The 12,979-nt window shown below is 41.9% G+C and carries 12 protein-coding genes; 5 read left to right on the top strand and 7 right to left on the bottom strand.

Annotated elements, in window-relative coordinates:
• Positions 1-52: 52 nt before the first annotated feature.
• Both I6J02_RS06660 and I6J02_RS06655 read right to left on the bottom strand, forming a co-directional pair.
• Positions 53-502, bottom strand: coding sequence for a hypothetical protein (locus tag I6J02_RS06660; RefSeq protein WP_236582332.1), 450 nt, complete (start codon positions 500-502; stop codon positions 53-55).
• A gap of 345 nt (positions 503-847) precedes the next feature.
• Positions 848-1,543: an outer membrane beta-barrel protein gene (locus I6J02_RS06655; protein WP_201680985.1), complete on the bottom strand. Its 696-nt coding sequence runs from the start codon at positions 1,541-1,543 to the stop codon at positions 848-850.
• Positions 1,544-1,729: 186 nt separating this feature from the next.
• On the opposite strand from I6J02_RS06655, the gene I6J02_RS06650 reads away from it, so the two are divergent.
• Positions 1,730-2,788 carry an aminotransferase class I/II-fold pyridoxal phosphate-dependent enzyme gene (locus tag I6J02_RS06650; protein WP_201680984.1) on the top strand — a complete coding sequence of 353 codons (1,059 nt, stop codon included), beginning with the start codon at positions 1,730-1,732 and terminating at the stop codon, positions 2,786-2,788.
• Between the two features lie 37 nt (positions 2,789-2,825).
• Here the strand turns inward: I6J02_RS06650 and I6J02_RS06645 are convergent, their stop codons facing one another.
• On the bottom strand, positions 2,826-5,282 hold the full coding sequence (locus I6J02_RS06645; protein WP_201680983.1) for a glycoside hydrolase family 2 TIM barrel-domain containing protein: 2,457 nt from the start codon (positions 5,280-5,282) through the stop codon (positions 2,826-2,828).
• Positions 5,283-5,648: 366 nt separating this feature from the next.
• Here I6J02_RS06645 and I6J02_RS06640 point away from each other — a divergent pair, with 366 nt between their 5' ends.
• The 3 genes from I6J02_RS06640 to I6J02_RS06630 all read left to right on the top strand — a co-directional run bounded on the left by I6J02_RS06640 (position 5,649) and on the right by I6J02_RS06630 (position 8,646).
• Positions 5,649-5,933, top strand: coding sequence for an HU family DNA-binding protein (locus I6J02_RS06640; protein WP_037461054.1), 285 nt, complete (start codon positions 5,649-5,651; stop codon positions 5,931-5,933).
• Positions 5,934-5,953: 20 nt separating this feature from the next.
• Positions 5,954-6,790, top strand: a complete 837-nt coding sequence (locus tag I6J02_RS06635) for a tetratricopeptide repeat protein (protein WP_201680982.1) — start codon at positions 5,954-5,956, stop codon at positions 6,788-6,790.
• A gap of 302 nt (positions 6,791-7,092) precedes the next feature.
• Positions 7,093-8,646, top strand: coding sequence for a ribonuclease E/G (locus tag I6J02_RS06630; RefSeq protein ID WP_003001733.1), 1,554 nt, complete (start codon positions 7,093-7,095; stop codon positions 8,644-8,646).
• Positions 8,647-8,672: 26 nt separating this feature from the next.
• Here the strand turns inward: I6J02_RS06630 and miaA are convergent, their stop codons facing one another.
• The 3 genes from miaA to I6J02_RS06615 all read right to left on the bottom strand — a co-directional run bounded on the left by miaA (position 8,673) and on the right by I6J02_RS06615 (position 11,639).
• On the bottom strand, positions 8,673-9,575 hold the full coding sequence (miaA, locus tag I6J02_RS06625) for a tRNA (adenosine(37)-N6)-dimethylallyltransferase MiaA (RefSeq protein WP_236582331.1): 903 nt from the start codon (positions 9,573-9,575) through the stop codon (positions 8,673-8,675).
• Between the two features lie 50 nt (positions 9,576-9,625).
• Positions 9,626-10,798 carry a Gfo/Idh/MocA family protein gene (locus I6J02_RS06620; RefSeq protein ID WP_003009879.1) on the bottom strand — a complete coding sequence of 391 codons (1,173 nt, stop codon included), beginning with the start codon at positions 10,796-10,798 and terminating at the stop codon, positions 9,626-9,628.
• A gap of 61 nt (positions 10,799-10,859) precedes the next feature.
• Positions 10,860-11,639 (bottom strand): hypothetical protein, encoded by a 780-nt coding sequence (locus tag I6J02_RS06615; RefSeq protein WP_201680980.1) that lies wholly within the window; start codon positions 11,637-11,639, stop codon positions 10,860-10,862.
• A 114-nt stretch (positions 11,640-11,753) separates the two neighbouring features.
• On the opposite strand from I6J02_RS06615, the gene def reads away from it, so the two are divergent.
• Positions 11,754-12,332 (top strand): peptide deformylase, encoded by a 579-nt coding sequence (gene def, locus I6J02_RS06610; protein ID WP_201680979.1) that lies wholly within the window; start codon positions 11,754-11,756, stop codon positions 12,330-12,332.
• A gap of 11 nt (positions 12,333-12,343) precedes the next feature.
• On the opposite strand, the gene I6J02_RS06605 is transcribed toward def, so the two are convergent.
• Complete coding sequence (locus I6J02_RS06605) at positions 12,344-12,967, bottom strand: trimeric intracellular cation channel family protein (protein ID WP_201680978.1); 624 nt, start codon at positions 12,965-12,967, stop codon at positions 12,344-12,346.
• Positions 12,968-12,979 lie beyond the last annotated feature (12 nt).

Here is a 12,979-nt window from a genome sequence, read left to right as displayed (position 1 = left end):
CTATACAGAAGCAGGAAGTATGAGTCTGTTCATCTATTATAGTATATAGAATCTACTTCCAGGGGTGAAAATCACTTTTGTTATTTAAATCAAATTTTGCAGAATCTTTGAACGGACTGTCTTCAGATATTGAGGCCCTTTTATAAGAATATGTCCCAATTAATGATTTGTAATTGTCGGATGCGGCAATGACTTGAACCAGAAGCGTATAATCTCCGGAAGGAACGGCCTTTGTAAAGTCTTTCGTCGCATATTTTACGTGTTTAGGCATGTCAGAAAAAATATGATACACTGTATTCTTGTTTATCTCTTTTGGAAAATCTTTAATAGGAATAACAGCTATATCACAAAATATATACTCATCTCCGGTTATGACTTTATCACCGTTAGTTAAAGTCGCTGCAATATCAATCATACCATGCGGAGGGGAAGCTTCATTTTTGGAGCAAGAGGAAAAAGTCGTTACTAATAACAGAATAAGAATAGTGTAGTAGTTTTTCATAATTTATAGTTAAGGAGTAAAAATATAAAAAAAATCAAAGGTTAACCTCTTTACGGGAAACCCTTTTTTCAGGTTCTGTGTCGGCAGTATTTTCGTGCCTATGAAAAAGATAGTATTAATTTTGGTTGTTTTAAGTTCATTACTGGCATGTACAAAATCTGAGGTAGAAAACCTTTCAACTGGTGCCGGAAGTTGTACCTACAACGGAAACAGACTGTACGATGGCCCCAAGGGCGGATGTTATTATAAAAACTCCAATGGCAATAAAATCTATGTTGACCGAAGCTATTGCAATTGCAAATAAGCTAAAAGCCTTCCACCTAAATCAGTGAAAGGCTTTTATATCTAAAATTTATATCCGACGGATATGCCAAAGCCTTTGTTTTTTCGTTCTCCTTTAGGCTTGTATGATCCCCATTTCGGTTCCAGATTGGCCATACCCCATTCTGCGTTCAGCTGGAATGTATAGGTATTGAAAAGATCATATCCAATTACAGCACTTGTTCCGTAATCCCAGGGTTTTCCATAGATATAAGTGCCATAATCGGCAGCAGAGCCATCATTTTTAAATTTTATATCGCCTTTATTGTCGATCATAATGTCCCCTATCAATACGGTTTCGTCAGTTTTCCATTTTCCTCCTGTGCCATAGGCAAGATAAGGACCTACCCCCAGAATAAGACTTCCCGGTCCAACCTTTGGTTTGTAAAGAATATGCACAGGAAGTTCTATGTACGATACATTTGCATTAAATCCTTTGCTGAAACCTATAGATCCGGCATCGGCTTTATATCCTTTTCCGGAATACAAGAGAGAAGGCTGTACATAAAAGTCACTTATGACAGGAATATCTGCACTGATGCTGATGGAGAAGCGTGTGACGTACTCTGTTGCTAGTTCACTTTCCTGTTCATTTGTGGCATTGAGTGCGGTAAAATTAACTCCTGCTCTGGCCCCCCATTTGATCTGCGCCTGTAAACTATTTGTAAAAGAGATAATCATTAATGACAACGCAGCTGCATAAAGTTTGAAGATGTTCATAAATTCAGTATTTTTTTATCTGTTAATTAAAGGTTTGCGAATATAACGGTTATTTTTTTGGAAATGCTACAGCATATCTCTGTAAATATGGGATTAGGGGGCTTTGGAAGCATTAAAATTTAAATAATCATGTATATTTGACACATTATCAGCACAGAATTGGCCTCGTAAACCCTATTCCGAAACATGGATGAATTTAGACAGTTGAATCAACCCACAGGACGCAAAATACAGCTTCATGACAAAGAGTATCTCTTTTTCGGGGGAACAGCATATCTGAGTCTGCTGAATGATTCGGCATATATGGAATTGTTTATAACAGGTGTAAGAAAGCTGGGATTGAATAACGGGACTTCCCGCAATAATAATGTACAGCTTGGAATCTTTGATGAGGCGGAGAAAGCCATATCGCGGAGATTCGGATTTGAAGATGCAATTCTAGTTTCCGGCGGATATCTGGCCGCGCAGATGGTAGTCAAAAATCTGGCTGGAGAAGGAGAATTCATCTATGCGCCGAATAGTCATCCGGCACTCTGGCTGTCCGACAATCCCGGTATCCGGGGTGAATTTCCGGATTGGGTAACGAACACAGTTACTTGTATCAACAACTCAGAACAAAAGGTTTTCGTCCTCATCAGCAATACGCTGGATAATATGAAGCCGGAGCGATATGATTTTAAAGCTTTCAGGGGTATTGACCCGGATAAAAAAGTAATTCTTATACTGGACGATTCGCATGGTATAGGTGTAATAACCCGCAATCGAGCATCTGTAGCTGTTGAAGAGCTTGTACAGGACAATCTGGAAGTCATTTTATTGGCATCCCTGGCCAAAGGAATGGGAACAGATGCGGGTGTGATCTTTGCTTCCTCCCAACGTATCGCAGCATTGCGATCTTCAACATTCTATACAGGCGCTTCGCCCAGCTCTCCGGCATCGATGTATGCCTTATTGCATGGCGAAGAAATCTATCACAAGCAGTTTGATCAGCTGCAGCAGAATATTGCTTTATTTGACCAACTGGCAGGAGACAGACTTTCCCATACTCCCGGTTTTGCTGTGTTTACCTCAGCCAGGGTGGAGTTATATCACTTTCTGTTGCAGAGCGGATTTGTAGTATCCAGTTTTCCATATCCGCTGGCAACGGATCCTTTGCTGAACAGAATCGTAATCTGTAGTCATCATACAGCAGCGGATCTACACCAACTGGCTGATCATATAAACGAGTTTACAGATCAGCCGTAATGCTGTTTTAGTTCCTGCAGATGCTATCTGTATACTGCTACTTAAGTGTTAAAAATACAGTTTCCAGTCCTTTGACTTTGACTGCAAGAACACTGGAACCTTTATTTTTGCGGATCTTAATCATAGCGCGTCCATTAAAAGTCTGTAAGTAGCGGGAGCCTGAAGAAGTTCCCTGATCCTGAACTAATATTCCGTCTCCGGCCAGTTCAAAAAGGACATAGTCTTTTGCGTCCAGACATGCTGTACCCTCCGCATCCGTCAATTGTACTTCTACGACTACTTCGTCATTGGAGAGATTGCTGGTTCTGGTTGTGATACTGGTGGGTTTACTCCATTTTTTTGTTTGGTAAAATTGATTGATCTCATCTGTCACAGTCTGTTTCCCTTTCTTAGCAATTACCCGGATATGATTTTCCCCTTCGCGGAAAACGGTGTTCCAGCGTAGTCCTGCTGCGGGAAAATCTGCGGAGTTCCGTTTTTTCGTGCCCAGACTTTTTCCGTTGAAAAATAATTCGGCTTCATCCGCATTGGAATAGACCTTGATCATTTTCTGTTCATCGGCCTCTCCCCAGCGAATGGGCCAGGAGTGTCCGTATATATGAGCCATTAGATCTTTGGTCCAGTAAGACTGAAAAACATAATAAGACTCTTTTTTTGTAAAATCCCGCTCTACGACACCTTTCTGATTTACATAAGGTACCGGATTGTCCGGACGTACAGGAGTGGAAAAATCTTTGAAAGGCCAGTATGCAGATCCGGTTAGCCACGGCATATGTTCCTGTTCTTTGAGGTGCCAGTCTATCAGATTGCAGATGTAGCTTTCACTCCAGTTTCCATCTTTGGATGCCCTGGTTGCGCCTCCGTATAGAGAGGCATCTCCTGCGCGTTCATCCGCAGAAGTGCTTGACGTGAGTTTGGTAAGGCCGTTGTCCGGATTTTCATCGTGTCTTCGAGCATGGCTGTCCCCTCCCCACTCTGCATGAATAAAATGCGGAACTTGTTTGAATTCAGCCTCGGATACAGATTTATAGTCGGTATACTGACCCCTGTACCATCCCGCCCATATGGACGGAGAATAGACATCTACAATATCCTTACAGAAGTCACAGCGGCGGATGGCCGTCTTGCGGGTATTATCCAGACGATGAGAGAGATTGTGCAGCTCCTGCATAAAAGCTCTGATCTGCTGTTTGTCAAATGTGGGAAAGTCGTTCGGCCAGTCATTTTCATTTCCCATTCCCCAAAGAATAATGCTTGGGTGGTTGTAATGCTGTTCTATCATATTGCGAAGCATACGTTTGGCCTGTTCCTGGTAGACCGGTCCGCCAAGACCACCTCTGCACCAGGGAATCTCTTCCCAGACCAATATGCCCAGACTGTCACAGGCATTGAGAATAATACGGGACTGCTGATAATGTCCGAGACGGATAAAGTTAACTCCCATCTCTTTCATCATTTTCATTTCCTGCAGCATCATCTCTTCAGTCATAGCAGCTCCTACTCCGGCGTGATCTTCGTGGCGGTGCGTTCCTCTCAGAAGAAGACGCTCACCGTTGAGCCGGAAAGGGCCGTTGTCTACGAATTCGAAATGGCGGATTCCGATAGCTGTGCTTTGACGGAAAGTCTGCCCGTTATAGTTGCCCTGTATATGTAACGTATAGCGGTTGGGCTGATCGGGTGACCATAGTTCCGGTTTTTGTAGTCTGATGGCGGGGAGTGTAATTTCAGTGCTCAGCCTTTGATTGCTTGTATGCTTATAGACCGTCTTTCCATCAGGAGCGGTCAGTTCTACTGTAATATCTCCATTAGCCTGATCCGTTTGCGGATATAGCCGAAGGGAAACGGCAATATTCGCTGATTTGCCGGAGATGTCATAGGTTGGTGTCGCAAATACCTTCTCGATTGCGACGGCAGGAAGATACATCAGATTGAGATAGCGGTATATTCCGCCATATACATTGAAATCTGACAAATCTGATGGTATCATTTCCGTGTCTCTGGAATTATCTGTACGAATGACCAGCGGATGACGACCCTTATATTGTTTTTGAAATGCAGGGTTTTTCTCAAAAGCTTTTACAGCATCGGTGATGTCGACAGTCCATTCGTCATATCCGCCTACATGTTCTCCAACCAACTGATCATAGAGATAGACTTTTGTTTTTTGTCCTGCACCTTCAAAATGTAAAAGTGTGCGACCGTTGGGATAAGGATTGCGGATAGCCAGTGTAGTGCGGTACCAGGCAGGTCCCTGATAATAGTTTTCAAACGGAGCGACGGCATCTGTTGCATTATAGCAATGAGGTAACGTAATTTTCTGCCAGATGGGAACACTTTCGGAAGATCCCGGACTATATGGCCGGATCGCTTCCCAGATATTGCCCAGATCATTTCGCACAAAGTCCCAGTTTTCATTCAGGCGCATGCTCTCTTGTGCGGTATTGAATTGCATAGACGCAAAGATCATGTAAACTAACAGCAGGTATTGTCTCATAAATAGGATATAAAGTCTAAAAATAAGAAATGAAAGCGGGCAAAGGGAGGTTTGAAGCATATGAATTTGCGAAAACGTTTAAGTTTTACGCATAAAATTTGCAACTTTCGGGTTTCACGTGGAAAGATAATTTTACAAAATAACTCTTTGATATTCAAGGTAAAAAGTTGTACTTTTGTCGTTCGTTTACGATTGAAAACAGGAGTCGGTTGGGGATAAATACTTGTTAATGATGCATTTTTGTTGTCATTTTCATTAAAAAACGCAGAAATAATTTCCAAAGCTCGTTTTAAAGCAATACCTTTGCGTCCCCAAAGTGCTGTGTGCTTAAGGGTTGAAATACAAAATAATACAGTAAAAACAGATATGACTAAAGCAGAAATTATCGCAGAGATCTCTAACAAAACGGGTTTAGAGAAAGTAGATGTACAAGAAACAGTAGAGGCATTCTTCAAAGTAGTGAAGAACTCCATGATCGGCGGAGAAAATGTTTATGTAAGAGGTTTCGGTAGCTTCGTAGTGAAAAAAAGAGCTGAAAAAACTGCAAGAAACATTTCGAAAAACACAGCAATCATTATTCCTGAGCACTTCGTTCCAAGTTTCAAACCTGCAAAAGTGTTTGTTGAGAAGGTAAAAAACGGGAATAAATAATTCAACGAAATAATTTCATCATGCAAAAGACCAAGCAAATTGTTGTTATTGCCTTAGTAGTTCTCCTTGTAGGAGCCCTATTGGCGCAGCCAATAAAAGGTCTGGTAGATGGTAAGGAAGAAGCTACAAGTACCAAAGGTACTGAGGCTTCTTCTGTCGTTAATTTAGATGCGATCTCACAGGCATCCAAACAAGGATTAGATGCTAATCTGATTCAGGATATCGCAGATCTGGAATCTAAAGTAAGTAAAGCTTCGGGTGAAGATAAAATTGCACTTTACCAGCAGCTAGCTCAAAAATGGGATGACGTAGCAAAACCTGCTCCTCAGGCATTAATTTATGAGGAAATGGCAAAAATTTCTCCTAAATTTGAGTATTGGTTGAAAGCCGGACAGGCTTATCGCGCCGCCTATACAAATTTACAGGACACCGTATTAGCTTCGGCACTTAATCAAAATGCAATTCATGCATTTGAAGAAGCAACTAAACTTGATGCGTCCAGTCTGGATGCGAAGACAGGTTTGGGGGCCGCCATGGTAACGGGTACGAATAATCCTATGGCCGGTATTGCGATATTGCGTGAAGTCGTGGCAAAAGAACCAAAAAACGTAGAAGCAAACAAAACACTGGGATTGTTTTCACTGCAGTCCCGCCAATTTGATAAAGCAATCGATCGTTTCAAAACGGTTATCGAGCAGAAACCCGATGCGGAGTCATACTTTTATTTAGCCACAGGCTATGAAAACATTGGGATGAAGAGTGATGCTATCGCTGCTTTTCAAAAAAGCAAAGAACTGGCATCTGATCCTTCACTCTCTCAATTCATCGATAAACGTATCGAAGAATTAAGCAAGTAACATATTATTTTATAATCATTTAAAAACATTAAAGCTATGCCAAGCGGAAAAAAAAGAAAAAGACACAAAATGGCTACTCACAAACGTAAAAAACGTTTAAGAAAAAATAGACACAAGAAAAAATAAGCTTGTGGGGTTATGACGGTTATTAATGCATATTGCTAACTGAAATAACAGAGTACAATCGATGGATCTGCAATCGTGGATCCATCGATTGTATTTTTTCATTAAACGGGAATTATGTTTCATCGGTGCCCGTCCGGACGGAGTTCGGACAGGAAGGCATCCCAAATATGTAGCTGTTGGTAAAGGAATTAATTATCGATTCTACCCCTGATAAAGGGGTAACTATTGCTTTACTACAGGATAAACAGCTTGTTGAACTAAACAAGGAGCAGGCAAACAACAATTTTTCCGTCGGTGATATTTACCTGGGAAGAATAAAGAAGATCATGCCTGGTCTTAATGCAGCTTTTGTAGATGTAGGTTACGAAAAGGATGCATTTCTGCACTATCTGGATCTCGGTCCGCAGGTGCAGTCGTTACTCAAGCTAACCCGTATAGTAAAGAATGGCAGTTATCAAGAGAAACTGCTCAATAGTTTAAAACTAGAAAAGGACATCGATAAGGCAGGTAAAATTTCGGATATCTTGAGCCGGAATCTGTTACTACCTGTTCAGATAGCCAAAGAGCCTATCTCTACAAAAGGACCGCGGTTGAGTTCGGATTTATCCATCGCCGGAAGATTTGTAGTATTAGTCCCTTTCTCGAGTACAGTTTCTATTTCGAAACGAATCAAAGGAAGCGCCGAACGTACACGCCTCAAAAAAGTAGTGGAAGGAATCAAACCTGCCAACTTTGGAGTAATTATTCGGACTGTTTCTGAAGGTAAAGGGGTTGAAGAGTTGCAAAAAGACTTGTTAGACCTGATTTCGAAATGGGAATTATTTACCAAACGCCTTAGAACTGCAGAACCACCCCAGAAAGTGTTGGGTGAGATGGATAGAGCTTCTACCATTTTACGCGATATCCTGACGGATGAGTTTACGCATATATATGTTAATGATCCTGTTATCTACGAAGAAACAAAGTCGTATGTGCAGGAGATTTCTCCGGATCTGGAAAAGATAGTCAAACTTTATAAACATAAAGAACCTATCTTTGATCACTTCGGAGTAGAAAAACAAATTAAGGCCTCTTTTGGCAAGACGGTCAATTTGCAGGGTGGTGCTTATCTGGTAATTGAGCATACTGAAGCCTTGCACGTTGTTGATGTAAACAGCGGTAACCGGACAGCCAATAAAGAAAATCAAGAAGACAATGCGTTGCTGGTCAATAAGGAAGCGGCGCGCGAAATAGCAAGGCAATTGCGTTTGCGGGATATGGGCGGTATAGTGGTCATCGATTTTATTGATATGCACAAGCCAACTAATCGTAAGGAATTATTTACTTACTTACGCGAATGTATGCAGGCCGATCGTGCCCGTCATACGATATTACCACCAAGTAAATTTGGATTGGTACAGATCACACGGCAACGTGTACGCCCGGAAATGAGCGTAGTGACTAATGAAAAATGTCCGACCTGTAACGGAACGGGCGAAATCCGATCCAGTATCGTACTAATGGACGATATTGAGAGCAATTTGAGTTTTATTCTGCAGGAACAAAACGATAAGGGAATAACACTATGTGTACATCCTTATATAGAAGCCTACATTAAGTCTGGTTTTGTATCAAAAAGAATAAAATGGTTTATGAAGTTTGGAAGGTGGATCAAAGTAAAAGCCGTCTCTTCATATAGCTTAACAGAATTCCATTTCTTCAATGCGAAGGATGAGGAAATCAAGTTATAAGATATTCTAAAAAGGGGTAGTGTTCACTACCCCTTTTTTATGTTTAGTATTTCTCTGCACATCTGCGCTGTACTGCCCTGTTCCAGCCAGTGAATCTGTACATTATCTTTTTCCATTTTGCGAAAGTAAGTCATCTGCCTTTTAGCATAGCGATGTATCTCAGTTTCTAATTTGGTAAAGCAGGCTTCCCTGTTCAGATCCCCTGAAAGATAATAGGAGATATACTTATACTCCAGTCCATAATATTGCAGATCATCATGCGTCACACCGTGTGACAAGAGATGTTCTACCTCTTCTACCAATCCCTGATCAATACGTTGTTTCAGTCGCTGAGATATTTTCGTTCTCCGGATCTCTACCGGAGGATCGATACCAAATGCCTGGTAAGTAAAGGGGATGGGAACAAGCTCAGCTGTTCGCCCATATTTATCTAAGCCAGCCAGGATTTCTAATCCCCGGATCATGCGTTTTCGGGTGCTGTTATCAATCTTGAGATCCGGAGGAATTGTTTGCTGATCTAACCGGATTTGTAATTCTTCCCGGGATAAGATCTCCAATTCTTCCCGTAATTCGGGGTTAACAGGGACATGGCTGTATGGTTTTTCCTGAATGACAGATTGAATATACAAACCTGTGCCCCCACAAAGTATAGGCTGCTTTCCACTTTTGACAATATCAAAATAAGCTTTTTGAAAATCATGCTGAAAATCAGAGAGATTATATTTTTCTCCGGGCTCGCATATATCAATCAGATAATAGGGAATATCTTCGTATTCTTTCAGGTCCTTACCCGTGCCGATATCCATCTGTCTGTATACCTGACGGGAATCTGCGCTGATAATAGCACCATTTATTTTTTTAGCCAATGCAACGGCCAAAGCCGTTTTGCCGGAGGCTGTAGGGCCAAGTATAATAATTACATTTTTCATCGGAACATCAGATTGCTCCGATGAAAAATGTAAGGAATCTTGTCGGTTTATCACACGACAAATTTAGTCCATTTTTCGTTACCTTCATTATTCTGAACGACAGTCTCAATAAAAGCCATACCTCTTACACCATCCTGTACATTTGGAAAATCCAAAGATTCAGCAGACGGAGTGAGGCCTTCACGCTTCGCGGATACTGTCAGCGCAAAATTGCGGTATATGTTTGCAAAGGATTCCAGTAATCCTTCCGGGTGACCTGCCGGAATACGGGTATTGTGCGTCGCAAATGAACTTAATGTATAAGGAGCAGCATATGCATTACCTGTGCGGTAAAGCTGACGTGGCTGATCCAGCATTTTTATAATAAGGTTGTTCGGATCTTCATTTGCCCACTCCAGTCCTCCCTTTTCTCCGTAAATACGGATACGTACCGCATTCTCCTCTCCTGCCGATATTTGAGAAGCCATCAGAACGCCTTTAGCGCCGTCTTCAAATCGCAGTAATACGGATCCATCATCATCCAGTAAGCGGCCTTCAACGAAAGTGGTCAGGTCAGCACACAGTTCGGTGATCTTCAATCCCGAAACGTATTCTGCCAGATGTGCAGCATGTGTCCCGATATCCCCCATGACCAATGATTTGCCAGAACGCTTCGGATCTGCACGCCAGGCTGCTCCGGCATTCCCTTCCCGTTCAGAAAGACGGCTCAGCCATCCCTGAGGATATTCTACCACAATCTTCCGGATTTTACCGAAATGTCCTTCTCTCACCATCGCTTTGGCCTGTTTGACCATCGGATAGCCGGAATACGTATGCGTAAGGCATAATGTTCTGCCTGTACTTTCTACAATAGATTTTAGTTCCTGCGCTTCTTCCAGAGAAACAGTCATCGGTTTTTCCACTACCACATCAAATCCATTTTCCAAAGCTAGCTTTGCCGGACCGAAGTGTAAAAAATTAGGAGTAACAATGGTGACAAAATCCATACGCTCACCTTCCGGTAAAGCGGCTTCTTTGGCAATCATTTCTTCATAATTTTCATAAATGCGGTCTGGGGAAACAAATAGTTGCTCTCCGGATTCTCTGGAAATCTGCGGATCAATACTAAAGGCTCCACAAACCAATTCTATCTTTCCGTCCATAAATGCGGCTATGCGGTGAACAGCACCAATAAAGGCATCTTTGCCTCCGCCCACCATGCCCATGCGTAGTTTACGTTTCATCTCTTTTAGCGTTTTAAAACTTAAGTTTATAGTGTTAAATATACACAATACAGGGCTTCTTTCATAATGTTAGTACCAATTTGGCACTTCCACTATTATACTTGAGATAGCCTGTTGGGTAAGTACGGATGATAGTATCTTCCATATTTTCGGAGAGAAAATACCTTTTCTGGTCTGCTATCCAATATTTTTGTGCCGGAATGGTATAGCGCTTTTCAAAACCGATACGTTCGAGACTTGATTCCTGAGCCCAATCCAGATCTGTGTAGGTCATAATATCCCCGGGATTAAAATCCTGTTGAAAAGCACGGATCAGCTTGCTGATACCTCCGATTACAATATAGGGTTGCTTGTGGCAGAACCGTATCAGTTCAAAGGAGCGATAGCCTTCAGGTTTGTCATGCATGCGGCGACCGCCCGAAAAAACAGCTATAGAAATCAGTTCTCCGTCAGCGAATAAACCATATCGGTATTTTCCGGGCATTGCATCCTGCAGGTGAAATTCTTCCTGAAAAGCCATTGAAATCCGTTTATCTATACGAGCTGCTACGGTATTGCGTGCATAAATGCGCTTCCCCTGTCCGGCCAGCGTCCGGATACGGTCGATGATCTTTTGCTCATCTCTCGCCAGCTGATCTATATCCAGATGAATATTATGGGTGGGATGTGCCGGCTCTTTAATTCGTTCTGTTGCTCCGGCCAGGTAGATGTAAATCTGATAACTGAAGTCCGGCCCGGTAATAAGAGATATGTCGGTCTTACAGTTCTCTAAACGGAGTTCCTTTCCTGTTGAGATAGCAAGTTGTTGCATGAAGTATTTAATCTGCTCTGCGTCGGACATATGTACTTTGGATCAAAGTACAAAAGTAAAGGATACAATCGGATTAAATAAAAGCTTCCTGATATTTGGGTCATAAAAAATATTGGTAACTTTGTACCCACAAAATTTAATAAGATGAAACTGCCAATCGTTGCGTACGGAGATCCGGTCTTGAGAAAAAAGACACAAGAGATAGATGAAGATTACCCGGAGATCAAAGAACTGATCGCCAATATGTATGATACCATGTATGCAGCTCATGGAGTCGGTCTGGCAGCACCTCAGATCGGTTTGCCGATCAGGGTATTTGTGATAGATGCATCTCCGTTTGCAGAGGACGATGATGAAGATAAGTCATTGAAAGATTTCAAAAAGGTCTTTATTAACCCGATTATCGTGGAGGAAACAGGAGAGAAATGGGGATTTAATGAAGGTTGCCTGAGTATTCCGGATATCAATGAAGAGGTATTTCGCCCTTCTAATGTGGTCATTAATTATCTGGATGAAAATTTTGAAGAGCATGAAATCGAACTTTCTGGTCTGGCTGCACGTATTGTTCAGCACGAATATGATCATCTGGAAGCGAAACTTTTTACAGATAAACTGGGGCCGTTGAAAAAGGCGATGCTTAAAGGAAAACTGGATGCAATATCTAAAGGACTAATCAGAGTCGGATATAAAATGAAATTTCCGTTTGAAAAGAAAAAACGTTAAGGATTTATTCCTTAACGTTTTTTGTATTCGCCCACTGCAGGAAGAAAAAGCCGGTATTTGATAGAAACAATACGGACAATAAATACAACTGCAGCACCGATAAATGCACACCACGAATTATTGAGCCCTGTGTTGCGCAGCAGGATAAAAGTAATAGCTCCCGCAAGACAGGCCGTAGCATAGATCTCTTTTCGGAATATAAGTGGGGTCTCGTTCATCAGCGTATCTCGTATAACTCCCCCCAAAACTGCGGTAAACATACCAAATACAACTGCCGCAATGGTACTGCTGTCATAGATCAGAGATTTTTGTACACCTACAATGGTGAAAAAACCGATACCTATAGCATCAAATAAAGAAAGTGTACGTGCGTATTTGTCAAGGCGCTCATTTGCAAGGAGTGCGATGCTGACACCGATCAGAATGGCTACAAGGTAGTTTCCGTCATTGACCCATACAGGACGCAGGTTGAGAAAAATATCCCGGAGTGATCCCCCTCCGATAGCGGTAACAAATCCCAGAAAAGTAGCACCAAACATATCGATGTTTTTTCTGTTGGCTGCCATTGCTCCGGATATAGCAAAAAACATCGTTCCGACCAGGTCACTGTAATATATGTAGTTGGCGTCTGTCATCTGAATAATTTG

It is taken from the genome of Sphingobacterium spiritivorum, assembly GCF_016725325.1.
In the GTDB taxonomy this organism is placed as follows: Bacteria; Bacteroidota; Bacteroidia; order Sphingobacteriales; family Sphingobacteriaceae; genus Sphingobacterium.
The sequence above is the reverse complement of the archived record's forward strand: the minus strand, read 5'-3'. Positions and strand labels throughout refer to the sequence as shown.